20 protein-coding genes, 1 tRNA gene and 1 pseudogene are annotated in these 25488 nt (G+C 51.8%); 11 read left to right on the top strand and 11 right to left on the bottom strand.

What is annotated here, in order from left to right; translation table 11 throughout:
- Window positions 1-40 precede the first annotated feature (40 nt).
- The 4 genes from DFW101_RS09740 to istA all read right to left on the bottom strand — a co-directional run bounded on the left by DFW101_RS09740 (window position 41) and on the right by istA (window position 4176).
- Window positions 41-427: an ester cyclase gene (locus DFW101_RS09740; protein ID WP_009181343.1), complete on the bottom strand. Its 387-nt coding sequence runs from the start codon at window positions 425-427 to the stop codon at window positions 41-43.
- A gap of 125 nt (window positions 428-552) precedes the next feature.
- Window positions 553-1374 carry a helix-turn-helix domain-containing protein gene (locus DFW101_RS19015; protein WP_157137635.1) on the bottom strand — a complete coding sequence of 274 codons (822 nt, stop codon included), beginning with the start codon at window positions 1372-1374 and terminating at the stop codon, window positions 553-555.
- Between the two features lie 497 nt (window positions 1375-1871).
- Window positions 1872-2648: an IS21-like element helper ATPase IstB gene (gene istB / locus DFW101_RS09735; protein ID WP_009180350.1), complete on the bottom strand. Its 777-nt coding sequence runs from the start codon at window positions 2646-2648 to the stop codon at window positions 1872-1874.
- Between the two features lie 13 nt (window positions 2649-2661).
- Window positions 2662-4176, bottom strand: coding sequence for an IS21 family transposase (gene istA, locus DFW101_RS09730; RefSeq protein ID WP_232285950.1), 1515 nt, complete (start codon window positions 4174-4176; stop codon window positions 2662-2664).
- A 454-nt stretch (window positions 4177-4630) separates the two neighbouring features.
- On the opposite strand from istA, the gene DFW101_RS09725 reads away from it, so the two are divergent.
- Window positions 4631-7156 carry a DEAD/DEAH box helicase family protein gene (locus DFW101_RS09725; RefSeq protein WP_009181341.1) on the top strand — a complete coding sequence of 842 codons (2526 nt, stop codon included), beginning with the start codon at window positions 4631-4633 and terminating at the stop codon, window positions 7154-7156.
- Between the two features lie 495 nt (window positions 7157-7651).
- Here the strand turns inward: DFW101_RS09725 and DFW101_RS19010 are convergent, their stop codons facing one another.
- The 5 genes and pseudogenes from DFW101_RS19010 to DFW101_RS09710 form a co-directional block, all read right to left on the bottom strand.
- On the bottom strand, window positions 7652-8515 hold the full coding sequence (locus DFW101_RS19010; protein WP_009181340.1) for a DUF2971 domain-containing protein: 864 nt from the start codon (window positions 8513-8515) through the stop codon (window positions 7652-7654).
- A 118-nt stretch (window positions 8516-8633) separates the two neighbouring features.
- A complete protein-coding gene (locus DFW101_RS19500) occupies window positions 8634-9764 on the bottom strand; it encodes a DUF6236 family protein (protein ID WP_009181339.1) in 1131 nt (376 codons plus the stop codon).
- A 684-nt stretch (window positions 9765-10448) separates the two neighbouring features.
- Complete coding sequence (locus DFW101_RS09720) at window positions 10449-11684, bottom strand: ISL3 family transposase (protein ID WP_009181338.1); 1236 nt, start codon at window positions 11682-11684, stop codon at window positions 10449-10451.
- Window positions 11685-11738: 54 nt separating this feature from the next.
- Window positions 11739-11900, bottom strand: a pseudogene (locus DFW101_RS09715) (DUF6573 family protein); the annotation flags it as partial.
- Entirely contained in the window at window positions 11887-12114 is a 228-nt protein-coding gene (locus tag DFW101_RS09710; RefSeq protein ID WP_009181336.1) for a hypothetical protein, read from the bottom strand. The pseudogene DFW101_RS09715 and the gene DFW101_RS09710, both read right to left, overlap by 14 nt.
- Window positions 12115-12669: 555 nt before the next feature.
- Between DFW101_RS09710 and DFW101_RS09705 the strand changes: the two genes are divergently transcribed.
- From DFW101_RS09705 to pheT, 10 genes are all read left to right on the top strand, one after another.
- Complete coding sequence (locus DFW101_RS09705) at window positions 12670-12990, top strand: helix-turn-helix domain-containing protein (RefSeq protein WP_009181335.1); 321 nt, start codon at window positions 12670-12672, stop codon at window positions 12988-12990.
- A 181-nt stretch (window positions 12991-13171) separates the two neighbouring features.
- On the top strand, window positions 13172-13981 hold the full coding sequence (locus tag DFW101_RS19005; RefSeq protein ID WP_009181334.1) for a Hachiman antiphage defense system protein HamA: 810 nt from the start codon (window positions 13172-13174) through the stop codon (window positions 13979-13981).
- 17 nt (window positions 13982-13998) lie between these two features.
- Entirely contained in the window at window positions 13999-16947 is a 2949-nt protein-coding gene (locus DFW101_RS19495) for a DEAD/DEAH box helicase (RefSeq protein WP_009181333.1), read from the top strand.
- Window positions 16948-17294: 347 nt separating this feature from the next.
- Window positions 17295-17369, top strand: a tRNA-Val gene (locus DFW101_RS09700).
- 77 nt (window positions 17370-17446) lie between these two features.
- Complete coding sequence (gene thrS, locus DFW101_RS09695) at window positions 17447-19390, top strand: threonine--tRNA ligase (protein WP_009181332.1); 1944 nt, start codon at window positions 17447-17449, stop codon at window positions 19388-19390.
- On the top strand, window positions 19371-19913 hold the full coding sequence (gene infC, locus DFW101_RS09690; protein WP_009181331.1) for a translation initiation factor IF-3: 543 nt from the start codon (window positions 19371-19373) through the stop codon (window positions 19911-19913). The genes thrS and infC overlap by 20 nt, the downstream gene beginning before the upstream one ends.
- Before the next feature lie 26 nt (window positions 19914-19939).
- Window positions 19940-20137: a 50S ribosomal protein L35 gene (gene rpmI, locus DFW101_RS09685; RefSeq protein ID WP_009110426.1), complete on the top strand. Its 198-nt coding sequence runs from the start codon at window positions 19940-19942 to the stop codon at window positions 20135-20137.
- Between the two features lie 40 nt (window positions 20138-20177).
- Window positions 20178-20531 carry a 50S ribosomal protein L20 gene (rplT, locus tag DFW101_RS09680; RefSeq protein ID WP_009110425.1) on the top strand — a complete coding sequence of 118 codons (354 nt, stop codon included), beginning with the start codon at window positions 20178-20180 and terminating at the stop codon, window positions 20529-20531.
- 1 nt (window position 20532) lies between these two features.
- Entirely contained in the window at window positions 20533-21579 is a 1047-nt protein-coding gene (gene pheS / locus DFW101_RS09675) for a phenylalanine--tRNA ligase subunit alpha (protein WP_009181330.1), read from the top strand.
- Window positions 21580-21739: 160 nt separating this feature from the next.
- Window positions 21740-24145, top strand: coding sequence for a phenylalanine--tRNA ligase subunit beta (gene pheT, locus DFW101_RS09670; protein ID WP_009181329.1), 2406 nt, complete (start codon window positions 21740-21742; stop codon window positions 24143-24145).
- Window positions 24146-24219: 74 nt separating this feature from the next.
- On the opposite strand, the gene DFW101_RS09665 is transcribed toward pheT, so the two are convergent.
- Together DFW101_RS09665 and DFW101_RS19490 are read right to left on the bottom strand one after the other, a co-directional pair.
- Complete coding sequence (locus DFW101_RS09665; protein WP_009181328.1) at window positions 24220-24678, bottom strand: RES family NAD+ phosphorylase; 459 nt, start codon at window positions 24676-24678, stop codon at window positions 24220-24222.
- Complete coding sequence (locus DFW101_RS19490; RefSeq protein WP_157137632.1) at window positions 24678-24851, bottom strand: MbcA/ParS/Xre antitoxin family protein; 174 nt, start codon at window positions 24849-24851, stop codon at window positions 24678-24680. The genes DFW101_RS09665 and DFW101_RS19490 overlap by 1 nt, the downstream gene beginning before the upstream one ends.
- Window positions 24852-25488: the final 637 nt, after the last annotated feature.

Genomic DNA, 25488 nt, shown 5'->3' with positions numbered 1-25488 from the left:
GATGTAAAAATGTAACACTTACTTGGGAAATAGTATGGCGCTAAAGCTGCGCTTCGAGAGCCGCCTTGTCTATGACTGACCATACCTGTCCGATCTTGTCCTGCCTGAACTCATAGAATACATTCTCGGTAAAAACGACCTTTTTGCCGTCAATCAAAAGTCCCAGGAAGGTTGCCTTAGGCCTGCAATCAAATTTGATTCGGCTCGCTATAAAGGGTGGATCAGAAATGAGCAGCTGAATGTCGAAATAGAGATCTGGAATTTCATGAAAATTTCTTTCCAACATTCCGCGATAGCCGGAAAATCCAAGCATCTGACCATTGTAGAGTACATCTTCATGAACGAACTTTTTTAAATTCGGCAAGTCGTGCATATTAAGGCATGTAATGTAGCTGAGGTAGATATCGGAAAGGTTTTTTGGGGTCATAGTGAGTGCTCCTGATTTTTTGAAAATCTCCCACCAAGTGAGATATCAGATTGACACCGACAAAATCCATGACATGCTCTAGTAAGATCAGGTCAGGTGTTATCACTTTCAATTGTAATGGAGGATTATTTATTGAGATATTGTGCAATTGTTGTCGCCATTTTTTTGCTAAATGATCTTACTTCGCGCTCTAAATACGATATTGCTGATTGCGAAACTCCTAATTTTTTTGCGAATTGTTTTTGTGTCATATGTTCAGATTCTCTTTTCCCCCTCAGCAAAGCAGCGGTGATGAATGGAATTGTCTTGCCAGGGTTAACGTTTTGATATTGATGGTAGTCTGTGCTTGAAGCAGGGGAAGGAGATGGTTTAAAAAGATTGGTTGATTCTACCTCGAAGGGATTTGACGTGTATCCAGCCTCTCGAATGTTTGCATAGTAGCCACTGCTTTCGCCGAGAATATCTTTTGATGAAGATATATTTTCTTCAGATTGATCATTCTTTTTTACATAGTACCCAGGCGGTAATTCATCAGAGAACAGAGATCTAGGATTGACCCAATGTATTTCTTTCGGGTTGATGTAGATAGTTTTGGGAGCATATTTTTTTTGATTGGTCACACAGGAGAAGTGCATTTCAATTTTAACCACCAAGGAATTAGCTTCATCAACATTTTTTTTGCATTTCGCGCAAAGTATTTGTAAATTGTTGTTCTCGTCTTTTTCGACTGAATCACTGCAGCGAAAGCACGAACCTTCTATTTTGGTAAATCTTTCTGAGTAGCAATTTAAACAAAAAAACAAACCATCCCTGCTGTAGCAATAAGTAGGGTTCTTGCAGATTGAACATTTTCCAGTAGTAATTTTTCGCATAGATTTTCCTTGTTTATGGATTGAATAAGAAACAAATACATGATATCTAGTAATCACTTCCGCTTTGCGTTTCAAGAAAATTCTTCTCAACCTGGTTCCGTGAGTTTATGTTCACACCTGTAACCCCTTGATGTATGTATTTAACATATTGATATGATTAACTATTCATATTCTTCCATCTCCCGAATCCCCGTTCCTCCTCCTACCGCACCAAAACCCCAATAAACCCCTTGACCTCCCCACCCGAAAACCGTATTTCCCCCGAGCCAACGACGCGCCAACGCTTTGGCGGATCCTTGGCCCCCGAAAAATTCTGGGAAACGGAAAATTAGGGGTTGACTTCTCCACGGATTAGGGGCAGTTCTCTTTGTCCCTGACGGCTGAAAGGCCACAACATAGGAGCGTAGCTCAGGGGGAGAGCACTTGCTTGACACGACGAATTCCCGCTCTAAACCCCTAAAATCATTACAAAAGCCCCTGTGTGTCATTGACCGCCCTAATGGAGCCAGCGATGTTCACCCCTAATGGAGCCACCTTGGGTGGCGATTCCGGGGTTCGGACGCATCGAAAAGTTAGGTGTTTTCCTCCGCACCGGCAATGAGGTTTTTGAGCGCCGCTTCCTCTCGGGAGCTTCGATAGCTCCTTCCTTCAAGAATGACCTTGTAGGCTCCATGCCTAATCCGGTCCAAGGTCGCCGCCCCCAGCAGTTTATTGTTGAAAGCCTCCCCCCATTCGGCGAAGTCCAGGTTGCTGGTGATGACCGTTGCGCAGCGCTCATAGCGCTCGGCGATCAGGTCGTGAAAATCCTCATCCTCAGAGGATTTAAAGGGTTTCAAACCGAAGTCGTCGATGATGAGCAGGTCCGTCTTGGCCAGGGTGGACAATTTTCTGTCATAGGTGTTGGTCGCCTTAGCCGCTTGGAGCATCCCCAGGAGCTTGCCGATAGGCGTAAAGAGCACCTCGTAGCCGTTTCTGGCGGCGGCATGGCCAAGGGCCTGGGCGGTATGGCTCTTGCCAGTGCCGCAGGGACCGACGATGAGCACCGGGGCCTTTTCCTCCAGAAAGCGGCAGGTGGCCAAGTCCAGGATCAGCGCCTTATTGACGGACGGATTGTAGCTGAAGTCGAAGCTTTCCAAGGTCTTTTCGCTGCGAAAACCGGCACGGCGGACACGCAGTGAGAACTTCTTCTGTTCCCGGCGGGCCACCTCGTCCTGGATCAGCATGGCCAGGAACTCCACGTGTGACAGGCCGTCCTCGATGGCTTGTTTGTTGCGGACCTCCATGGAATCCAGGATGCCGGAGAGACGGAGTTGCTTGAGCGCGGGTTCGAGCGCTGGCATAGGGTTCATGAGTTCCTCCTCTTCATTGTAGTATTCCTCGCAATTCACGGCAATATTTCGACTTTCCTCTGTAGACCTCTTTCACCTCCTCATGGAAAACGGGACGCGGCAGGACATCCAGGCCTTTTTCCAGGATACGTTTGACGGTGTTGTAGCGGGGATCGTGATGGTCCATGGCGCGGCGGCAGGCGGCTTCCAGGCGTTTAGCTCCATACTTCTTCTTGAGCTGGAGTGTTCCTTGGGCGGCCCGGAGATTGTCCAGGACCTTGTGGGCAAACAGCGCGTCGATGCATTCCCGACAGGCCAGGCCGACCTTCTCAGCCTGGGCCAGACACCATTGCGGATCGTGCATGATGTAGGCTTGGGCTTCAGGCGGCTGATGCTCCTGGACAGTGGCTTTGCTCCCCGGCCGTGACAGCCGAGAGTGGATGGCGACCAGTTCGTTGTCGTGGAAGATCTGGACGGTTGTTTCCGTGGCGCGCAGCCATAGGGTTTGACGCACCAGACGGTGCGGAGCGGAGTAGTAGCAGCGGCGGAACTCAACGTGGCAGTTGCCGTGCAGCTTCACCTTGGCCCAGACGGCCAGCTCCAACGGCACGTCCGGCAGAGGGCGTAGAATGTGCTTTTCCGTCTCGGCAAACAGCGCCAAGGGTTGCTCCTTGGTGGTCCCATGGATGCGGTTGCCAGCTATTCCCATGACCCAGTCTCGCAACTGCTCATTGGCATCCCGCAGGCTGCGGAAGTCACGTAACGGCATGAAGTTGTTCTTGATATACTTGACGCCGGATTCCACTCGGCCTTTTTTCTGTGGATCGCGTGGTGGGCAAGGTGAAACCAGAAAGTCGCAACCCTCGGCGAAGGCGGCATAGGATCGCTGCACCTCGGGATCGTGGTAGCAGGCCTTGGTGATGGCGCATTTGGGATTGTCGATGATGACCCTGGCCGGGACGCCGCCGAAAAACTCGAAGGCCCGGCGGTGACAGCCAAGCCAAGTCTCGATCTTTTGGTCACGCACGATCTCCGCGTACTGATGTCGGCTCCAAGCCAGTGTCATCACGAAGAAATGCGTCTTGATAACTTCACCCGTAAAAGCGTCAGTAATCTCGGGGCCGGCACCAAAATCCACCTGCACCGCATCGCCTGGAGCAAAATCCAGCATCACAGTAGCCACCGGAGTGACTTCCTTTATCTTGGCGATGAAGCGCCTGACGCTGGAATACGCGCCCGTGAAACCGTACTTGCGAATCAGGGCTTGGTGAATAGTACAGCCGGCGATGCCCTGTTTGACCCAGTCCCGGACGTCGTCTTGGAAGGGGATGATGCTGGATGTGGACGGCTGATTCGTTGCCCGGCCTGCAAAGAACGATGACAAGGCCGCGTCAGTGGGTAAGGACGCCGCAGGATTGAGCCAGCCCTGCGACTCGGCGGTCAGACGGACGTGGGCCAGTTTTCTGCGCCCCATCAGTCCGGTCTTTGTGATCTGCCTGTCGGACTCGCCAAGGCGCATCCGAACAAGGGCATGACGATACTCGTACATCTCGAACCTCCGATTGGACATCCCGCGCTCCTCCCCTTTGTGAATCGGGGAAGGAGTACGCGGCGTCTCGAAGGTCCGAAACCCGGTCGCCTACAGCTGAATTGGCTCCATTAGGTGATCACGGAATGGCTCCATTGCCTGATCATCAAATGGCTCCATTAGGCGAGCACTCCGTGGCTCCATTAGGTGATCATCAAATGGACTCATTGGGGCGGTCGCCGACACTGTGAAAAAGTGATCTCGTTGGCGAGTAGCCAACGGGATTTTTTGTTTTTATTAGGTCTACTTTCGGCCTGTTTGGCGCATCTGTGGCGGTCCTGCCAACTTGGTTGCTGTTTTTTCTCTTTTCCATTTCTCCTAAATTGTATAGGTTTTGCTTTTCGAGAGGCGCAGGTCCCTCCTAATCTTGGTGACTTGGTTTTTTTAGCCACTCATCACAAGTAGTGAGTATTACATGGTCGACTTTAGTAAAAAACTCGGCGAGAAAGATGTTGAGTGCTTTGTTGAGCCAATAAGTTTGTATAATAGCTTGGATAGAGCCAGTGATAAGGGACCGTTACGACCGGCCCAGTCGTTTGTTTTAGAAAAGTGGCATTCACAAAGAAGAAATGATAAAGATACGATAATCAAATTGCACACAGGACAAGGAAAAACTTTAATTGGTCTTTTGATTTTGCAATCGAAGCTTAACGAAAAAAAAGGACCAGCTGTCTACCTCTGTCCAAATAATTTTCTTGTTGGACAAACATGCGAACAAGCTAAGCAGTTTGGTATTAGATATGTCACTGCTCCCGACGATTTGCCTCATGATTTCTTGGAAGGTGACGCTATATTGATTTCAACTATTCAAAAGTTATTTAATGGGTTGTCTAAGTTTGGAGTTGGGCCTTCTGGAGTTGCAGTTTCAAGTATAGTTATAGATGACGCGCATGCATGTATTGAAGCTGTTCGTAAGGCCTGTACTCTAAAAATTGGTAAAGATGACCAGGCATATGCTGAGTTAAAAAATTTATTTTCTGAAGAACTTCGAGATCAAGGAATTGGAACTTTTGCTGAGATTGAATCTGGTTTGGGCGAATCATTTTTGAGCGTCCCTTACTGGGCATGGTCCGATAAAATATCTGAAGTTGTTGGAATAATATCTAGACGAAAAGATTCCAAATCTATTAAATTCGCATGGCCAATCTTGAAAAATAATTTCGAAAATTGTCAGTGTATAATTGCTGGTGATTCATTGGAGATTGCTCCCTATCTTGCTCCGCTGCATATGTTTCCTTCTTATTTTGGGGCTTTGCATCGGGTTTTTATGTCTGCAACTATTGCTGACGATTCATTTCTAATTAAAGGACTTAATGTTGATTCAGGGACGGTTTTAAATCCTTTGACATATGACTTTGAAAAGTGGTCTGGAGAAAAGATGGTTTTGGTTCCGAACCTTATTCACGAGTCATTGAATAGGGAACGAATGGTTGAAATGTTCGCAAAGCCAGACAGTAATCGGAAGTTTGGCATAGTGGCGCTAACTCCTGCTTTTAGTAGGACAAAAGATTGGAGTGGTTATCATTCTATTGTTGCTGAAACTGGCACAATAGATAACGAAGTTAAAAAATTGCGAAATGGTAATTTTGTAAATACATTAGTAGTAGCTAATAGATACGATGGCATTGACTTGCCAGACAATTCATGTCGAATTTTGATTATTGATTCAAAGCCATTTTCTGAAAATTTAGATGAAAAATATGAAGAAGATTGTAGGTCTGATAGCGATATTACAAATAAGCGGATTGCTAGATCGATTGAGCAGGGAATGGGAAGGAGTGTTAGGGGGGAAAAAGATTATTGCGTTGTTGTTCTTATCGATCCTGGGTTGGTTAAATTTATTCGTCTAAAATCTACGAGGAAACACATATCTCCGCAGACTAACAAGCAAATAGAAATAGGAATCCAGATTGCTCAAATGGCTCAAGAGGAAATTGTTGGAGGTAAAGCCCCTGTTGATGCGCTTGTTGAATTGATCAACCAATCTCTTCGTCGTGACACAGGTTGGAAAACATTTTATGCTAAAAGTATGGATCAAATTGTACTTTTGAGCGTTGACTCAATTACTGTTGATATTTTAAAAAAAGAGTTGAGTGCAGAGACCAAATATTTAAATGGTCGTGTTCTTGATGCTGCTGCTGAAATTCAATCTTTAATAGATGCGCATATTAAAAATAATGTTGACATCGGTTGGTATCTGCAAATTATCGCACGGTATTTGTATAAAGATAGTAAAATTGAATCGAACAAATGTCAGGGCGCTGCTCATTCAAAAAATAGATACTTACTAAAGCCTAGGACTGGAATGTGTGTAGAGAAGATATGCGTTGTGAGTCAAAAAAGAGTTGAAAATATTGTTAAATGGCTTAGAGCGTTTGCGAATTATGATGAAATGTCCATCTGTATTGATGATATCTTGGATAAGATCAGGTTTGGGGTGAAAGCTGATAAATTTGAAGGAGCATTTAATGATCTTTCTTTCGCGCTTGGATTTGCAGGGCAAAGGCCAGATAAAGAGTGGAAAGAAGGTCCTGATAACTTGTGGGGTCTTAAGGAGGGTATGTTTTTGGTTGTTGAATGTAAAAGTGAAGTTTCGTTAGACAGAGCAGATATAAACAAAGACGAAACGGACCAGATGAATAAATCGTGCGCTTGGTTTGCTAAAAACTACCCTTCTGCCCAGTCTGTAAATATCATGATAATCCCACCTGTGAGAATTAGTAGGTCTGCTGCTTTTATGCATGAAGTAAGGATAATGAATGATCATTTGCTAAAACTATTTAGGACCAATGTAAGGGGTTTTTTTACTGAATTAAAACAATACGACCTTCTCGATTTGTCTGAAAGCAAAATCCAAGAAATGATTAATACCCACAATCTTTCTGTTGATGATTTTTTGACTACTTATTCTAAGCCGTATAAATTATTCCCCAGTAGGTGATATTCTACTTTGATTGAACTGTTTTTTAGTGCCACTTTCCTTAGGAGGTACTTCTTCAATTTGACCCATGAGGCAGTCCCGACGACGCTTCTGAACCCATCACAGCTCCTCGACTTCACCGCCATCTTCCTCTTGAAAAAGATCTCGAAGCATTTCAGTCTAATAAAAAAACCTTGAGAATGCAATGTGTTACACCGCATTTCTGGGTAGGTGGTCATGTCGTCGGTATGGACAGGGACTGTCCTGGGTTAAAAACGTGGGAAACCGCGCTTTTAAAGCCTCCTATAGACCTGGATCGCAGAAGGCTGCCATCGACAAGGTCTTTTTTCGTTCCAGATGGACAATCTAGTTGCGGCATACTGTCATTGTGAACCACTTGTTGGATTGAGTGCCAATGACTAAATTCCCAGAAAGGCGAACCTCTTCAGGTCACACAGCCAGAAGCGGTAGTTTATTTGTTGAAACTATTTACTTCTGGAGGATCATTGTATAAGTTTAGATGTTTAGAAAATTTATCCCCCAATTATCTTTTCTGATCTGCATAGAATAAATAGGAATCTCGTAATCTTTGCAGAATTTGATTGCATTGTCGGCATATTCATTGCTTTTTATCCCAAGATATATTCCTTTTATAGCAGTGATGGGGAGTTTTTTTAAGCGAGCTTTGTCTGTTATGTGTAATCCATCATTTCCAGTTGTGATAAGTCTCCATTCGTTTTCATAGGCCCAATGATGGCTTTTTACTGTTCCAGCTTTCAGAATTATCTCATTTTCAGTGAGCTGTGGTAAGTCTTCCAATAAGGGCATGCTGGGCTGATAATCTACTTTTTTTAATACGCAAAGATCAGGTTCTTTTTTTGCTGAGAAGAAATCGTCCCTAGGGTCAAGCGCTATGGCAAAGCCGCTAAACGATTTGCAATAATGTGCCCACATTAACGGGTTTTCTATGATTGGGTCGTCATCGTTTCTATCTGCACTCATGCTTAATACGCCAACATCTCGTTTCTTCAGGATATCATCAATGAGTTTTTGCGGGCTATTGACGCCACCTCTTCCGTCTAAATAATGATATTGAATTTGGGGGTTAACTAATTCTCCTTTTATAGGTGGCAGGCCAAGCTTGTTTAGGCATGTATCTATCTTCTTTCGAACGTCTTCTTTACGGGGGGAGGCTTCATCTGAATCTTGTCGATTCGCTTGTTTGGCATTCATTAATCTAAAAGCGCTACAAGAATTTGAGAACTCAAATGGGTCATTTAATGATCTGATAGAGGCTAGATTAAGGGCTTGTTTTTTTTCTGAAGAAAAAAAATTTGCGCGATCTGAACCCATAAATTTATACAATACTTGAGGAGTCATTTTAATTATCCTTTTAAAAGTGTTGTCTTGTCGAGAGAAAAGGTTTGGTGTTACCTCTGGAAGATTTGCACCGTAGCATTATATACTACTGCTTGTGGTATGTTTCTGGAAAAATGTCTCAGTAGTTGTTGTTGCACGATATTTTTCCCATTGAAAGAAGATAGGTGAATGGATTTGATCTTAGTGATTCTTGCTTGTCGACATTATATGTTGCCCCTGTTGCAATGAGCGAAATGCCAGCACCAGCTAAAAGTGCTGTTGGTACATCCAGTCCGGTCATGGCTAGCATTGTTGTCGATCCTGCCGATAAAAATGCTACCTTTAATAGACCATCACTTAACCATTTAATTCTTCTCCCTTCAAGTGCAGCCTTTAAAGTCGAAATGGCAGGTACAACTTCTTCAGTATATAAATTGGTGATGCGTTGACGAAGAGCCTCTATAGGAAGGTTTTCCTCAACAGAGGCAGCAAGTTGTTCAATCTTTTTTCGGAATAATGCAAGCTCGTCGTTGTGGCTCTCCCTGAACTTAATCAACCGCTCAATAGGAGTATTTGCAGAAACACCTAATCTTTCGATTGCTAAATTGGCCAGCATACCTGACGCAAGGTCTTTAGGCATTAGCTGGCGAGGGCCATATGCTTCGTACTCACGCCATTCTCTCTGGTGCAGGTTCATGGCTCGGGGTACCACTCTATTTAGTTGGGCATCAAAACGTGCAGTCACTGCTAGTCTGGCCGCAGCCGGAAGAGGCGTCAGTAATTGTGCACCAATCCGTTCTGCTAGCCGGCTTGCGAGTAGCGTCATGTAGTAGTTGGCAAACTTATCACTGACGCGGAGATAGTCATGCCCTCGCATAGAGGGAGACATGAAATCCTCTAGAAGGTTTTGTATTGCGAAGGGCAATTTTTGTGGATGAATGTCAGCAAGTCTACTAAGTTCGTATGGTAATTTATCTAAATGGATGTGATGACCTGGGCTACAAGGCCCGGTGAGAATAAGCGCACCCTCCACCGTGCCCAAGTAGGACATGACATCTTCTGTAAGATCTTCGATTTCTTCCATATTGGGATGAACTCGTAGAGGAACTAAGAACTCAATGTCCTGTAAGGCCTGACCTGCATTAGTAGAGTATGGGACTTTGATGGATTCTGGAACGATAGTACGTACAGAGTCCCAATAGAGAAAAGCAGTCTTAAGCCAGGCTTCGTCGATAATATCAATCCATGGATAGTAAAGAGCTTGTGCCATGAGTTTCCTCTGGTATGTTTTAAGCGTTTGTTTTGTATGCTTTATCTATGCAACTTCCAAGCCTAAGTCCATTTCTTGGAATTCTCTGCCCAGCTAATGGTCATTTCCACCACCTTTCAAGAATGAATAGATTGTGCCTGTATTCGGTCATCCGTCACAGGGGGCAAGCGGGGCGATCTGCTGGCTATTCATTGATATCCTTGAGCCAGAGCGAACGAAAATTCTCATTCTGAACAATTTTTCCTATATCGAGTATCATCCTGGTGATGTCAAGCGTCCACTGAATCGGCTTTATAATTATCCAGTATCATTTCAATGTCATCGAGAAGAATAGCGACAATGCGATGAGTTGCAACGCGTTTCTGGGTAGGAGGGCCTCTCGTCTGCATGACAGGGTCTGTTCCAGCAAATACGAAGGGAAACACTTTTTTGATCATCTCAGTCCCTTCCGGGACGCAGACAAGGTTCCTGGGTCTGGGCAATTTAGGTAAAATCATTCGTCATCTCCACTGCTTCCGCCAGCGCAGGTTCCTGCGTTTTTGATTTTAGTTGTCGCCAGCCGCCGATTTGCTAGAATCCATCCCAGCTACAGACCAGCTTTTCGGCTGCCCCTGGCCCATGGGGCTGTCCTTCGCCACCTGTTAAAAATAAGGGTCCTTCCGGATTTTCCGTGGGTACCCGGGTTCAGGCCTGTCTAGGATAGAGGTCCAGGCCGCCGCAGAAGAAGTAGATAGCGGTCTTGAAGTGCTCCCGATTGCGGTACCCGCACGCCCTGCGCTTGATGGCCATGATCTTGCTGTTGAGTCCCTCGGCCGCGCCGTTGGTGATCCGATGCCGGCAAAAGGTCAGGATGTTGTCCAGATGCCGAGAGAGCATCTCCCCGACCTTGCGCATCGGGGGCAAGTCTGACTTCCTCACCCAGGTCAGCCAGCGTTTCATGAACCGCTTTGCCCAGCCGACGCTGAGGTAGTTCCACAATCCGGCCAGGCTTTCTTTCATCGCCCAGGCCTTGGCCACCTTCAGGTTCGTGGCCTTCAGGGCTTCCAAGGTCGGTCGGTGCTTGTCCGGCAGATTCTCTTCCCGGTAAAGCCAGATGTACTTGGTGCCCTTGAGGCGTTCGTCTTCCTGGCGGAGCAGTTCGCGATGTTCCTGCCGGCGGACCTTGTCCACGGCCTGGCCCACGTGCTGCATGATGTGAAAGCGGTCATGGACGATCTTGTGCGCCGCATCGGGCACGTGCTTGATCGTGGCCTTGAAGTACGGTTCCCACATGTCCATGGCCACGGCCCGGATGCGCTCGAGTTGCTGCGCCGTGAACTGCCGGTAATAGTCCTCGAGGCTCTCGGTCTTGCGATCCTGGGCCACAAACTCCACTGTTCCGCCAAGCAGGTCGCAGACCACGGTCATGTAGTCGTGACCTTTGCGGAAGGCCTTCTCATCGATACCAAGATAGCGTGCGGCGGTGGTCTTCTTCCTGGTTTGCCCTCGCCGGACGGCTCGATCCATGACGTTCCAGGCCTCATCCCAGCTGATCCGCATGAGCCGGCAGGTGCCGGACACGGTGGCGCACTCGCGCAACACATCGATGATCAAGCGCTCCATGAGCAAGGTAAAACGCCCTTTAGCCTCGGCCCAAGGCACTCTCACCTGAAGCACGCCGTGCTCGGGGCACTCGACGCGCGGAATCCGGGCATGAAGGAAGGTCTTGAACTGGCAGGTGTCGAGGTGACGCCATACCCGAGGCTCGGCATGATCCCGACAAGCCAGTTCGCGACCACAGGTCGGACAGCGCCAGCGGACACCGGCAACATGATCAACATGGACGTCCACCCGGCCTCCCGCCGTGTCCAACTCGACGTCGGCAACAAACCACGGGTCACTCAGCCCCAGAATCCGAGAATACAGGTCCGTGTCCTTCATGGTCACCCTCCCGGGGCGGACCATATCCGGTCACCTACCCACGGAAAAGTCGGAAGGACCTATATATTGATGGTAGAGGTTATCGGTGACCACGGTGGGCAGCTTGAAGCCGGTGGCTTTCGCCTGCTCGGTGATGTCGACGAGGACACCATCGGCAATCGCCTGAGCCCTGGAGTAGGAGTAGATGACGTTTCCAAAAGCTTTATCGGTCGGCATTTTCAGCACCATCCTGATTTGAGTTCAGCAAGTTTTCAAGTTTCTTGCGGAAGTTCCCTGTAAGTTCGAGTCCGATTTCGGCATAGCTACGGAGTATCGCTCCATCGACTTCGATGGCAGTGGTGTCCATGATCTTGAAGAGCTGCTCAATTGGTCGGAATGCGCTGATGATTGCTGATTTCAGATCCAGTCTTTCGAGGTCTTGTGGTTCCATATGGTATCCTTCTGGGGCTGCACTACAGAGGCAGTTTTGGGGAAGGATACCCTGGAGCAGGGGAGGCGGTCACGGGAGCTTGAGGGAATTTGGGAATAGCCCTATGGAAATCGGACATTGGGCCGAGGCTGGGATTTCCTGAGGTTTCGGGGGAGCCGGGGCAAAGGGGAAGGCCCAGCTGGAAAAACCCCAGGACGGGGCCGGTAGAGAGCAGGGGAGGGGTGTCCGAGGGGATGGGCTGGTCCGGGGCAGGGGAGACGGGGCTGGGATGTGTTCTAAGATAAACTAGCGATATCCCAGGATGTTATGCGGTGCAGGTTCCTGCACTTTTTGATCCTTAGCGCATTTGCCAGAGAAAGTGGCGTTGATATTTCTTTTGCGAAAGCGTGTTTTCCTTCGTTTTTACTAGAACGAAAATCCCGTCTTCTCAGGTTAGGTATGGACCTTTGCTAAAAACGATCATTCGTGTCTTTGAGGATAGTGGTGTTGACATCCTTTGCTTTTGCTATAAGCTCTGATCCGAAACTACGACATCAAAACGAAGGAGCTATCCCCATGCCTGGAAAAGAATCGAAATTCGAAGCTGTGAAACTTCGCACCATGATCACCGAGGGGAAGACTGCCCAGCAAATTATCGATGCTTTTGGAATCAACAAAACTACGTTGAAAGCCCATCTTTTGAAGTTGATGCAGATGGATGAGAAGTTTTACTCCATCGAAGGGATGGGGGACCGGGCGGTATCTGGAAACGTCAAGTTTGGGACTATGGGTCTTCGCCTGTCCCCGACCCTTATGGTGAACTACGGTTTCACCGTGGGCGACGAGTTCAAGGTGTCGTGCCTGGAAGAGGGCAAGATTGTGTTGGAGAAGAAGTAGCAATATTTCGGATAGTTATGCTGAAAGGCCCACGTCGTCCAAGAAAATTGGTAGGCGTGGGTCTTTTTTTTGTTTCAGAAATATTATATAGGGGCATCGGTGACAGGTGGGATCTAATGGGAAAAGTTGTGTATTTTATTTTTAAATCAGTTTAGATTTCGGACTCCAATATGGAGGGCAGATGTTTGGTTTTAATCATTTTATAAGCCTGTCGCGCGTTGCTCTTAAAAGCACAACTAGCACGGTAAGAGATGTTTTTATCTCAGATGTGAAAAGGGTACATAAGCAGCATCAAGTTGAAAAATACATTGCAGACAGAACGCCATTGTTTTATAGGGATTTTGAAAAAATAGTTCAGGCAATGAATCCATTTTTCGTTACTACACTTGTCGACACATTACAAAAATTACCGACATCTGAATCATTCCAAGAGTCACATTTTGGTGAAATTGTTTCTGCAATATTCGCAGAAGAGATTGTCGGATTAAAAATAATTTATAACAAACTGTCTCTTCTCACGAGTGAAAATGCTAATGCTTACAAAATGGACCTTGTCCTGTATGATCCAAGTCAGGACCCAATTGATATAATTTTTGGTGAAGTCAAATCCAGTCCTAAAGTTGTTTTAGATAGTATTCCAGCAAACCACCATAAGTCGTGCTATCCTGATATGTTTAGGTCTTTAAATAATTACACTGATAGGGATTTGAATTTTGACTTAGGAGCTGCAAAGGATAGAATAGAAGCGTCAGAAGATAAAGATAGATTGAAAGCTGTTCTTATGCCATACTCTGGTATGGAAATAAAGTATGTTGGTTTTGCAGTCGTAGATCATTCGTCAAAAAGTGATGATGAAATTAAAATGCTAGGGTCAAGGTCGTGTAACAAGAATCTTGTTAGCATTGATGTCGTTTGTGTAGAAAATTACCCTGAGGTGGCTGCTAATGTTTTCAAAAAATTGGAAGCGATAAAGTCAGCATGTTTACTTTAGAAGAGATAACTTCTTCCATGAAAGAGACGTCTTTTGTGGCAGATTGGGCATGGGTTAAGCGGTCGCTTATTATTAATCGCCTGGATCAAGCAATTTTTCCGTTTGATACATCAGTTTCAAGATTGGCATACTTCATCGAATGTGTACTTGTAAGCGTGCCAGATTGGGATATGGACTCTTCAAGAAAAGTGATTCGTATTGCTGCAGAAATATCTGAAAATTTATCGAATGTAAAGACATTGTGCGAAAGGACTGTGCAAAAGCTTAAAATGCGTGCAGCAATATTGTACGAATTAGCTGATTTACCCAGCCTTTCTGCTTCAATCTTAAAGGATGAGATGATTCATCCCATTTTAAAAGATTTTTTTGTTCGGAAGGGCCCGTTTAGGTCTCTTGTGAGTGATTTTTCTTTTACAAACTATTTAGAGGAAAATGCAGATAAGACAAAGAATATTTCTAGTTTGGTTCTCTCCAGTGATTCGATCCAACTTTCACGCTATGAGCAGGGCGAATCAATCGTAAAAGACCATTTTCTTGTTGGATGTTTGGCTGATATTGCGAAGCATAATTCGGTGGAGCTAACTTGTTCAGAACTCAATGCCCTGAAAGCTGTTCTATTAAAACGTTTAGCACTTTCAACGAGAGAAAATGTTGAAAATTCCATATTTAGTTTGCTAAAAATTATTGGTTTTCCTGCTGAATTTTGGAATTCTCAAGTTCAGGCTTTGAGAAATGGTCTTCTTGATACTAAATATGATAGTTGGGGGTTTGCATCTCCCACAGGAACCGGGAAGACTTTTTTGGCAAGGTTATTGATTCTAGAGACACTATATAAGAAGAGGCAATCAAAAGTACTTTATATTGTACCTTCAAGAGCGCTGGTGTATGAGGTTGTTAAAGATTTAAGTAGTGCATTTAATATTCTTGAGATTTATGTAGCAGAAGTGACGCCACAACTGTCTGAATTGAGTTCAGATGAAGAAGAAAAACTCGAAACAGCTTCGGTTGTTGTGCTGACACCTGAGAAGGCAGATTTGCTTTTGCGCCTAGGTGTTGATTTTCTCCAGTTAGTTTCGTTGATAGTGATTGATGAAGCGCATCATATTGAGTCCGGAACCCGTGGCAGTTTGTTGGAGCTTTATATTTGGAGACTAAAAAATTATTATGCTAATCCTCCTAGAATTGTGTTCCTTTCTGCTGTGGCTCCGAATCTCGGAGATTTGACACGCTGGGTAGGAAAGAACCCACGTGATATTGTGCTTGATAATAGATCAACAAGAATGCGTGTTGGAATTTATAAGATTAGAAACAAACGGGGCATAATAGAATACCCAGGAATATTAGACCTTCAAATTGTTTCTAATCCTGAAAAAACACAAGAACGGCAATTAGTACAGCTTGCAGAAAGGCTTTCAATTGCAGGACCAGTGTTGACTGTTGCTAAAGGAAAAAAAACAAGCCAAAATATTGCAAAGTCAATGAAAAAATGGCTAGACGAAAAATCTGTGCTGCCATGTCTGACAAAAGAGGAGCTCTTCAGTGATGAGTACTTGCGTTTAGATTCGCGTCTTGAAAGGGAAATGGATAGTGTCGTTGAAATGAGGAGTTTAATCAAACACAGAATAGCATATCACCATGCAGGGCTTCCGCCTAGAGTTCGATGTGCCGTCGAGGATGCAATTAAAATTGGTTTAATTAAATATGTTTTTGCTACCACAACATTAGCGGAAGGTGTAAATTTTCCATTTTCTTCGGTTATCGTACAATCATTGGCTCTACGAGAACCTCCAGAAAAAGGTAGACCTTCAAAGTATTCACCGGTCACTCCAAGAAATTTTTGGAATATTGCCGGTCGAGCTGGACGACCTGGATATGATAAAGAGGGACAAGCCATTCTTTTCGAACCAAGTTTAGGCTTAGATAAAATTGATGCGGTGATTGATGATTACTTGGAACCATCTCTCTTTAAATCTACACCAGTAGAAAGTGCTCTTGCTAAGGCACTTAAGGAAATTTTAGAAATAATTGAGGCGGGACAATTTGAATTTAAAGATTTTACTGAAACAGTATTGCCTAATGGAGCTCCAAGAAAAGTTAAAGGCGCTGTCAATTTGTTGCGTACTGGTCTTATCCATGCTAAAGCTACGAAAATTGATATAAATATTGAGTCAATCTTAGAAGGAACGTTTGCTTACTGTTTTTTGTCGGCTGACGAAAAAGTTGCTTCTTTGAAGTTTTTTTTGGCTCAAAATGAAGTTGTTGATTCTTTCATAGCTAAAGACAACTCTCCACCGGTTGAATTACTCGCTCAGCTTGGTTTATCTCTAGAAACAGTATCAGAGTTGTGCAATTACATAGCTTCGCTTGACGATTGGAAGATTGAAAATATGAGCGGAGTCATGCATGGTGGAAGGCTTAATTTTGATCAAGTTGAATATTTGATTCGTCCGATAGTTAAAAGAATGGCGGAAATAGAAGGGGGGAAACTGCAAAGTTTTATGTCAGATGTTGTACTCAAATGGCTGTCTGGAATCCCTTTGGCAGCGGTTAAAAAAGAAGCCGGATTTGATAGTTCGCTTGAGGAATTGGTGTCTGTAATTTACTCTCGAGTGCAATATATATTGCCATGGGGGATTTATGCTTTTCATTGTTTGCTTGAGGATGAATGTACGAGGAGGGGATTGGCTTGTTATAGTGGAGAAGTCTTATCCGTTGCTTACTTGGTAGACGCGGGAGTTTCAAGTTTTGATGCGTTTAGACTCGTGAAAATGGATTTTGAACGAGTAGATGCGACCAGATTAGCTGACTATTATTATAAAAATCGCCATAAGATGCAAATGGATGTAATGGGATGGCTTGCAAATGAATCAGATGAAAACATTGCGAAAATATTAAGAGGCTGGGAAAATAGAAGAATAGATTTTGATTTGCCTCGACTTATTCGTCACCTTAGAGGTGTAAGTTAATAGTTCTTTCCCAAAGTCAATTGTCCAGCTATTTAGATTGATGATGAGGCCAACAGTTGTTTGTTAGTTTAACCTTTTGCCCGTTGGTACATAAGCGTATTCTTCAGCCAACATATTTAAATAATTAATTATTTACAATAACAACCTTTCTCCAACGTCCTTTTTCTCAACCTCCCCACGAAAAATTTCTTGACCTCCCACCCCGTGGGAGTGTAGTCCCCTCCGACCAACGACGAGCCAACAAGCGCCAACGTCTTTGGTACCCGAAAATTTCTGGGGAATGGAAAATTTAGGGTTGACTTCGGGAAGAGTTCGGAATAGATATCCCCTTCCCTGATTCTGTTTATAGGAGCGTAGCTCAGGGGGAGAGCACTTGCTTGACACGCAAGGGGTCGGGAGTTCAAATCTCCCCGTTCCTACCATGTAAGCACAGGGAGGCTTCGGCCTCCCTTTCTTTATAGAGCGGTGGGGGGGCCAAATCCCCTGCGGAGAAGGCGACGTGCAGGTCACAATCGAGGATACTTCCCTGGAAGCGGCGGCCGGCGAATCGTGCGGCCAGGTCCTTTCTCGCGCCATTTCCGGCAAGCGTTTCAAAAATTCCGTGGCCTGCTTGGTCAACGGCCAGCCCGTTGATATGACCGCGCCCCTGCCCGAGGACGCCCGCGAACTCGAACCGGTTGCCGTCGACTCGCCCCTGGGCCTCTCCATCATCCGCCACTCGGCCGCCCACATCATGGCCGAGGCCGTCAAAAAGCTCTTCCCGTCCGTCCAGGTCACCATCGGCCCGGCCATCGAGAACGGCTTCTACTACGATTTCGCCTTCGAGCGGCCGTTCACCCCCGAGGACCTCGAAGCCATTGAGGCGGAGATGCGCGCAAGCATCGCCGCCAATCATCCTTTTTCCTGCACCTACGTGCCCAAGGCCGACGCCAAGGCACTTTTCGCCTCCCAGGGCGAGAGCTACAAGCTTGAGATCATGGACGAGAACATCGTCGGCGACACGGTCTCGCTCTACCGCCACGGTCTCTTCACGGATCTGTGCCGGGGGCCGCACGTGCCGACCACGGGCATGGTCCGGGCGGTCAAGCTTCTTTCCGTGGCCGGCGCCTACTGGCGCGGCGACGAAAAGCGGCCCATGCTCCAGCGGATCTACGGCACGGCCTTCGCCTCCGAGGCCGACCTCAAGACCTACCTCAAGCACCTGGAAGAGGCGAAAAAGCGCGATCACAGAAAGCTTGGCACCCAGCTCGACCTTTTCAGCTTTTCCGAGGAAGTCGGGGCCGGCATGCCCATCTGGCATCCCAAGGGCGAACTGGTGCGCACCATTCTCGAGGATTTCGAGCGCCGGGAACACCTGAAGCGCGGCTACAGCCTGGTGCGCGGTCCGCTGATTTTGCGCCGCGAGTTGTGGGAGCGGTCCGGCCACTACGACAACTACCGCGAGAACATGTACTTCACCGAGATCGACGAGCAGTCCTACGGCATCAAGCCCATGAACTGCCTGGCGCACATGCTCATCTACAAGTCGCGCATCCGCAGCTACCGCGACCTGCCCCAGCGCTATTTCGAACTCGGCGTGGTCCACCGCCACGAGAAGTCGGGTGTGCTCCACGGACTTTTGCGGGTGCGCCAGTTCACCCAGGACGACGCCCATATCCTGTGCCGCCCGGACCAGCTGCTCGAAGAGATCACGGGTGTGATCAAGTTCGTCCAGGACGTGGTCGGGCTTTTCGGCTTCGACTACGAGGTCGAGCTGTCCACCCGGCCGGAGAAGTCCATCGGCGCGGACGAGGACTGGGAGCGGGCCACCAAGGCCCTGACCGACGCCCTGGAGTCGCTTGGCCTGCCTTACGACATCAACGAGGGCGACGGCGCGTTTTACGGACCCAAGATTGACATCAAGCTCAAGGATGCCTTAGAGCGCCGGTGGCAGTGCGCCACCGTGCAGTGCGACTTTACCTTGCCGGATCGCTTCGATCTCGTCTATACGGATGCAGATGGGGAGCGTAAGCGGCCCGTGATGCTCCACCGGGTCATCCTCGGGGCGGTCGAACGCTTCCTCGGCGTCCTGATCGAGCACACCGCCGGGGCCTTGCCGACATGGCTCGCGCCGGTCCAGGCCCGCATCCTCATCGTGACGGACGCGCAGAAAGAATTTGCGGAACAGGCCCTGGCCCGGCTTCTCGAAGCCGGCATCCGGGCCGAACTCGATGATCGCAACGAGAAACTGGGCTTCAAGGTTCGCGAGGCCCAGGTGGAGAAGATCCCCTACATGCTCGTGGCAGGGGACAAGGAAAAGGAGCTCGGCGGCCTGAACGTGCGGCTGCGGTCCGGGGACAATCTTGGAGTCAAGACCCTCGACGAGGTAGTGCTGCTCATCACGGCCGATTGCCAGGAACCGTTTAAGCGTGGAGGGATGCGCTATAACTTCCGCTCCCAGTAGTGACCCCCGGTGCAACCACCGGATTCGGGCCCGTGAAGTACGGGTGATAGCCGATGACGGCGAGCAGGTGGGTATCATTCCCACCAGCGAGGCGTTGCGCATGGCTCAGGAAAAGGGACTCGATCTTGTCGAGGTCGCGCCCAATGCCGAGCCGCCCGTGTGCAGGATCATGGATTTCGGGCGATTTAAATACCAGCAGCAGAAAAAGCTGCAGGAGGCCCGGAAGAAATCGACGACGGTCCTGCTCAAGGAAATCAAGGTCCGGCCCAAAACCGACGAGCACGATTACCAGACCAAGCTCAAGCACATTCGCCGTTTTCTCGAAGAGGGCGATCGTTGCAAGGTCACGGTGTTTTTCCGCGGCCGCGAAATCGTGCACAAGGATCGGGGGCTCATCATCCTGCATCGGGTGGTGGCGGATCTGGGGGAAACGGCCAAGGTGGAGCAGGAGCCGCGCACCGAAGGGCGCATGATGACCATGCTGCTCGCCCCGCTCGTGAAGAAAACCCCCGCGCCGGCCTAAAAACCGCGCGGTCAAAGGAGTCCCGCATGCCCAAGATGAAAACCAACCGCAGCGCGGCCAAGCGCTTTGGCAAGACCGGTTCCGGCAAGTTCACCCGCCGCCGCCAGAACCTGCGCCATATCCTGACCAAGAAAAACGCCAAGCGCTCGCGCCGCCTGGGCCAGGGCGCCCTGGTCGATTCGGCCAACGTCAAGGCCGTGCGCCGGCTTCTGCCCTACGCCTAGCGTCGGGCGCCGCTCATACCACGCATAAGGAGCTTACACCATGCGCGTCAAACGTGGACAAGCCGCACACAAACGGCACAAGAAATATTTGAAGATGGCCAAGGGCTACGTCGGAGCCCGCAGCAAGCTGTACGAAACCGCACGCGAAGTCGCCGAGCGCTCGCTCGTCTACGCCTACCGCGACCGCAAGCAGAGAAAGCGCCAGATGCGCAAGCTCTGGATCATCCGCATCAATGCCGCGGCCCGGGAAAACGGCCTGTCCTACAGCGTGTTCATGCGCGGCCTGATCCTGGCCGGCGTGGAACTCGACCGCAAGGTCCTGGCCGACATGGCCGTGCGCGAAAAGGACGGCTTCCAGAAGCTGGTGGAGCTGGCCAAATCCAAGGCGGCCTAAAGTGGGCAGCAGACCCACGCTCGTTGTCGAGCTTGAGGGCCTGGTCGGGGAGTGCGCCGCGCGTCTCGACCAGGCCTTGGCGCTTGAGGACCTCGAGGAGATCCGGGTCGCCTACCTTGGCCGCAAGGGCCGGCTGGCCGGGCTCATGGCCCAGCTGCCGGCCCTTGACGCCGACGGCCGGCGCGAGGCCGGACGGGCCGCCAACACGGTCAAGGAGTCGCTGACCGGCCTTTACGAGGCCCGGCTGGCGGCGCTTTCCCGTTTGGCCCGCCAGGCGGAACTGGCCGATTTCGATCCCACCACCCCGGGACTCGCCCCCTTTGCCGGAAGCCTGCACCCCGTGACCCTGGTCACGGCCGAGATCTGCAAGGCCCTTGGTGAACTCGGCTTTTCCATCGTCACCGGCCCGGAGATCGAGACCGACTACTACAATTTCGAAGCCCTCAACATGCCTCCCGAGCACCCGGCCCGGGACATGCAGGACACGCTGTACATCTCCGACGCGGTGGTGCTGCGCACCCACACCTCGCCGCTCCAGATCCGCACCATGCTGGCCCAAAAGCCGCCCATCGCGGTCATCGCCCCGGGCAAGGTCTACCGCCGGGACTCGGATCTCACCCACACGCCCATGTTCCATCAGATCGAGGGGCTCCTCGTGGACGAGGGCGTGTCCATGGCCGATCTGCGCGGCACGCTGACCGCCTTCGTGCGCCGCATCTTCGGGCCGGCCACCAAGGTCCGGTTCCGGCCAAGCTTTTTCCCCTTTACCGAGCCGAGCGCCGAGGTGGACATCTCGTGCGTCCTGTGCGGCGGCAAGGGCTCGACCGCGGCCGGCGGCTGCCGGGTGTGCAAGGGGACCGGGTTCGTCGAGATCCTCGGCTGCGGCATGGTCGACCCCAACGTGTTTGCCGCCGTGGGCTACGACACCGAGCGCTACACCGGTTTCGCCTTCGGCATGGGCGTGGAGCGCGTCACCATGCTCAAGTACGGCATCGGCGACCTGCGGATGTTTTTCGAAAACGACATTCGTTTTCTCAGCCAGTTTTAATCAGGGGCTTCCCCCCGAACCCGCCTGGGCACAGCCCAGGCCCCTTCCTGGCCAACGCTCCGCCTACCCCGTGGAGAGTTTTTAGGGAGGGTGGGGTCCGGGGAGGGAACCCCTTTTTGCAAAAAGGGGTTCCCTCCCCGGCCGCCGGAGGCACATCATCATGCTGCTCAGTCTTTCCTGGCTTCGCGAATTCACGCCCTATGCCGGCACGCCGCAGGAGCTGGCCGACAGGCTCACCATGCTCGGCCTCGAAATCGAGGAGATCAAAAATCCCTTCGAGGCCATCATGGGCGTGGTGGTCGGCAAGGTCCTGACCTGCGCGCCGCATCCCGACTCCGACCACCTGTCCTGCTGCACCGTGGACGTCGGCGGCCCGGAAGTCCTTTCCATCGTCTGCGGCGCGCCGAACGTCGCCGCCGGCCAGCTCGTGCCCGTGGCCACGGTGGGCGTGTCCCTGCCCGGGGGCCTTGTCATCAAGAAAGGCAAGATCCGGGGCCAGGAGTCCTTTGGCATGATCTGCTCGGAATCCGAGCTGGGACTGGCCGAGGAGCGCAGCGGCGGCATCATGGTCCTGCCCGGGACGTGCAAGGTCGGGGCGCCCCTGCCCGAGGCCCTCGGCCTCGACACCTGCGTGCTCGACGTCTCCATCACGCCCAACCGGGCCGATTGTCTGAGCGTCCTTGGCATCGCCCGGGAAACGGCCATGGCCTTCGACCTGCCCCTGACCCTGCCCGAGGTGTCCTACCCGGAAGCCGGGCCGGACGCGGGCATGGAAGTGGCCATCGAGATCACGGATCCGGCCGAGTGCCCGGTCTACCGGGCCAAGCTCCTTTCCGGCGTCACGGTCGGCCCGTCCCCGGACCGCATCCGCTGGCGGCTTCTGGCCATCGGCCAGCGGCCCATCTCCAACATCGTCGACGCCACCAACTACGTCCTTTTCGAGCTCGGCCAGCCCCTGCACGCCTTTGACCGGAAAAAACTCGCCGGCAACCTGGTCAAGGTCCGAAACGCCGCCGAAGGCGAGCGGATCACCACCCTGGACGGCCAGGAAAGAAGCCTCACCGTCCGGGATCTCCTCATCTGCGACGCCGAAAAGCCCGTGGCCCTGGCCGGGGTCATGGGCGGAGCCGTGAGCGAAATGGAGGCGGGAAGCACGGACGTGCTCCTCGAATGCGCGGTCTTTCGCCCGGGCGCCATCCGCAAGACCGCCCGCCGCCTGTCGCTTCCGAGCGAGGCCTCCTACCGGTTCGAGCGCGGGGTGGACCAGGTCGGTTCGGTCTACGCCATGAACCGGGCCGTGGCCCTGATGCTCGAAACCGCCGGCGGCATGGCCCTGCCCGGCGTGGCCCTGGCCGAACCCAGGCCCTTTATGCCGCGCGCCATCGGTTTCCGGCCGGCCCGGGCCACCATGCTCCTTGGCGAGGACATGCCCGAGGCCTTCTGCCGCAAGACGCTCGCCGCCCTGGGCTGCGAACTGACCGGCACCGATCCGACTGGCGTCATGGTCGTGACCCCGCCGCCTTTCCGCCTGGACCTCGAACGCGAGGCCGACCTGATCGAGGAAGTGGGCCGGGTCTACGGCCTGGATAGGATCGCGCCCCGCCTGCCCAGGGTGTCCAAGTCCCTGGACGAGGTGCCCGGGGAAACGGAATTCGGCTTCTGGGCCAGGGTGCGGGCCTACTGCGTGGGGGTCGGGCTTCGCGAGGCCGTCAACTACAGCTTCGTCGGCCACGGCGACCTGGATCTCCTGTGCCTGGACGCCGCCTGCCGGGTGTCGGTGGCCAATCCCCTGTCCGAGGACCAGAACGTCATGCGGCCCATGCTGGCGCCGGGGCTTCTTGGCTCCGTGCGCCACAACCTGGCCCAGGGCAACGCCAACCTGCGGCTCTTTGAAGTGGCCCGGATTTTCACCGCCGACGCCGAGGCCGAGTCCACGGCCCGGGAAGCCGGCCGGCTCGGCCTGGTGCTGCACGGCGCGCGCCATCCCGAGGGCTGGCCCTGGCCCCGGGACGAGGAGGCGGGCTACGCCGACATCAAAGGCCTGGTCGAGGGGCTTTTGCGGCATCTCCACCTGCCCGAGGCGGCCTTCGTCCGGGAAGAGACCCTGCAATGGCTGGCCCCCCAGGTCGAGGTCCGGCTCGGGGACAAGCGTCTCGGGCTCATTGGCCAGGTGGCGCCCGAGGTGGCCGACGCCTTCCACGCCCGGACCGCCCTGTGGCTGGCCGAGCTGGACCTGGACCTGCTTTTCGCCCTGGCCACAGGCTACAAGCCCGGGTTCGCGCCGCTGCCGGGATTTCCGCCCGTGCGGCGCGACATCACCCTGGCCGCCCCGGCCGGCGTGACCGTGGGCGCGGTCCTGGCCGCCATCCGGGAGGCCAAGGCCCCCATTTTCGAGGACGTGCAGCTCATCGACGCCTACAAACCGGAAGACGGGACCGACCGTCGCCTGACCTTCCGCCTCACCTACCGCCACGCCGAGAAGACGCTCAAGGACAAGGACGTGGACAAGGTCCACGAGGGGCTCGCCCAGGCGGTCCTTGCCAGCCTGCCGGTGACGCGGCCGTAGCGGCGGGGGGTGGCTGGCCGCACCTGTTCCCGTCCTTGACCGGCCGCACCGGAGAGAGGCGGGAGCGGACAAGACTACTTGGCTAGACGGGGGTCGAAGGCGAAAGGTGTCGGCGGAGAGACCCCGATCAGGGCCATGGCGGAGTGCAGAGGATTGAGCAGGTAGTTGGTTTCCTGGGGAATGAGGGCGCTTGGAACCGCCAAAACCGGCGTTGTCTTCCCCTTCGCCCACGCCTCGCCGATTTTTTTGCAGGCGGGGTGTTCCGGTCGCTGCCAATCCACCGGCAAAGCGGCCACGGAAACGCGTTGGACCAATCGGGCGTCGAACTCCAGGCGGATGCAGGCGTACTGCCGCAGGAGGTCCGCCGAGCGCGGGACGTGGACGAGGATTTCGAGACAGGCAAAGGAAAGGGACGAGGCCGCATAGACCGTGCTCGTCCCTTTGTCGTTCCAGCGGCCTCCGTAGAGGCGCGCGCCTTCGCCTGACAAGGCGGTTGCCGCGTGCCTGGCCCGAAAGACGTGCCAGGCCTCCATCAACTAAAGACGCCGTATTCGATGCGTCCGAGGACATCGAGGACAAGGGCCATCCCTTCGGCTGTCTCGGCGTAGTCGATGGGCGCGCGGCCGTCGAAAAGCGTGTTGGGGCTGGTGAGCCACTGCCGCGCCTGCTCCTCGCCGCCAAGGACCTCGGCGGCACGTCCGAGCAAACGGGAGGCGAGCTTGTGTCGTGAGCGCGTCCCGGCGGGCTGCTCCTTGAAAGGGCCTCTCGGTTCCCTGAGTGGAGACGACCAGGAGGGTTTCCGGGGTCGTCCCATCCGGAGGGTCATTTTTTCGGACAGAACAGAGCCTTTGGCCGGTGAACCTGCGGCAGCGGAGGTGATCGTCACCACAATGGCGTTGTCCCCTGCATTGGGGGCGCATGCCGAAGGGGGCGGGGAGGGAGGCGGACACCGCGAGTCGGCCTTGGACTTTTTGGAAAGGCTCATGTGGTTGCTCCAAAAAATTTATAAAAACCATGCAGCCTGAAGTCAAGGGAAGGGGTTTTCCGAACGGCCCGCCGCTACGCCGTGGCGGGGCCTTGCCGCCCCGTCCCGGCCACAAGCAAGCCCCGGCGGGTTGGCGCCGGGGCTTTTTTATGGGAAACGGCCGGCCGGATTTCCGGGCCCCGCGCCGGGGGTGGGGTACACGCGGCCAAAGCCGCCCGGCGGTGCATGCAGAGGCGGGGCGGCGGGAAAAGAGCCCGCCACCCCGTCCCCCCTGGGTCCGGAAAAGAGCGCCGTCCTTTGCACTCCTGCTGCCGCCGGCCGTGGCCCGGCCCCGGCATAAAGAGCCGGGGGGCGGACC

Origin of the sequence: Solidesulfovibrio carbinoliphilus subsp. oakridgensis (assembly GCF_000177215.2) — a bacterium.
Classification (GTDB): Bacteria; Desulfobacterota; Desulfovibrionia; order Desulfovibrionales; family Desulfovibrionaceae; genus Solidesulfovibrio; species Solidesulfovibrio carbinoliphilus.
Note: the sequence above shows the minus strand (reverse complement) of the source record. Positions and strands in the feature narration are given on the sequence as shown.